Origin of the sequence: Shigella sp. FC1967, assembly GCF_001743005.1 — a bacterium.
Lineage (GTDB): Bacteria > Pseudomonadota > Gammaproteobacteria > Enterobacterales > Enterobacteriaceae > Proteus.
The window spans coordinates 1-223 of record NZ_MIIZ01000398.1; the positions used below are offsets into that span (position 1 = coordinate 1).

General features: G+C 35.9%; 1 protein-coding gene. It reads left to right on the forward strand.

Features of this window, described 5'->3' with window-relative positions:
- Positions 1-186: hypothetical protein (locus BHE89_RS24850; protein WP_286145859.1), on the forward strand; the 186-nt coding region annotated here is incomplete at its 5' end.
- Between the last annotated feature and the right edge of the window lie 37 nt (positions 187-223).

A 223-nucleotide genomic window follows, 5' to 3' on the forward strand; every position in this document is an offset into this window, starting at 1 on the left:
AAGTTGCATTTAATACATGTAAATCTAATTGGGTTTATTGTACTAATCAGCGTAGGTATTAATATTGCTGGGATATCGGCTCCAGAAGCAGCAATAGCAACACCTGAACTTATCACTATTGCTCAAGTTGCATTTAATACATGTAAATCTAATTGGGTTTATTGTACTAATCAGCGTAGGTATTAATATTGCTGGGATATCGGCTCCAGAAGCAGCAATAGCA